1 protein-coding gene and 1 pseudogene are annotated in these 590 nt (G+C 34.4%); both read left to right on the top strand.

Features of this window, described 5'->3' with window-relative positions:
• The coding region (locus tag KI369_RS27990; protein WP_212958906.1) for a DUF2626 domain-containing protein at nucleotides 1–237 on the top strand (237 nt) is incomplete at its 5' end.
• 107 nt (nucleotides 238–344) lie between these two features.
• A pseudogene (locus tag KI369_RS27995) lies at nucleotides 345–590 on the top strand (L-cystine transporter); the annotation flags it as partial.

Genomic DNA, 590 nt, shown 5'->3' on the forward strand with positions numbered 1-590 from the left:
CGCATGTTTCGCGTTCTCGGCTTTTGGACTGGAATTTTCTCGGTTATGTTTTACGTAGGGGATATGCAACAGGCCGCACTACTATTTTTAGGACAAACAGGATTCTTCGTACTTTTAAGCTATTTAAATTTAACAGAGCGTATGTATATATACGTATTCGGGGCATATTTAACTGTTTTCTTCATAGGATTTACATACTACACGACGTTTTTACTTGTCCCTGGGGCTGGGCATTAAAAGATGGCATTTTGCCATCTTTTTTTTAATTCCGCAATTTCCTAGTTGACTTATAGGTTTTATTACCTTATATTCTATATAACAGATTGGAATTAGGGGGAATCAACATGAATACACTGCTTGTCGGAATTAACGTTGCAGTCATGCTCATCTTAGTTGGCGTATTATATTATATGCAACGTAAGCATGTATCTTTTAATAAACGTGTATTTACTGCTTTAGGAGTCGGAATTATATTCGGTCTTATATTACAATTTATTTATGAACCAACTTCTACAGTAATTATTGAATCAAATACTTGGTTTGGTTTAATCGGTAACGGTTATGTGAAATTACTTCAAATGATCGTTATG

The sequence above is a fragment of the Bacillus sanguinis genome, assembly GCF_018332475.1.
Taxonomy (GTDB): domain Bacteria; phylum Bacillota; class Bacilli; order Bacillales; family Bacillaceae_G; genus Bacillus_A; species Bacillus_A sanguinis.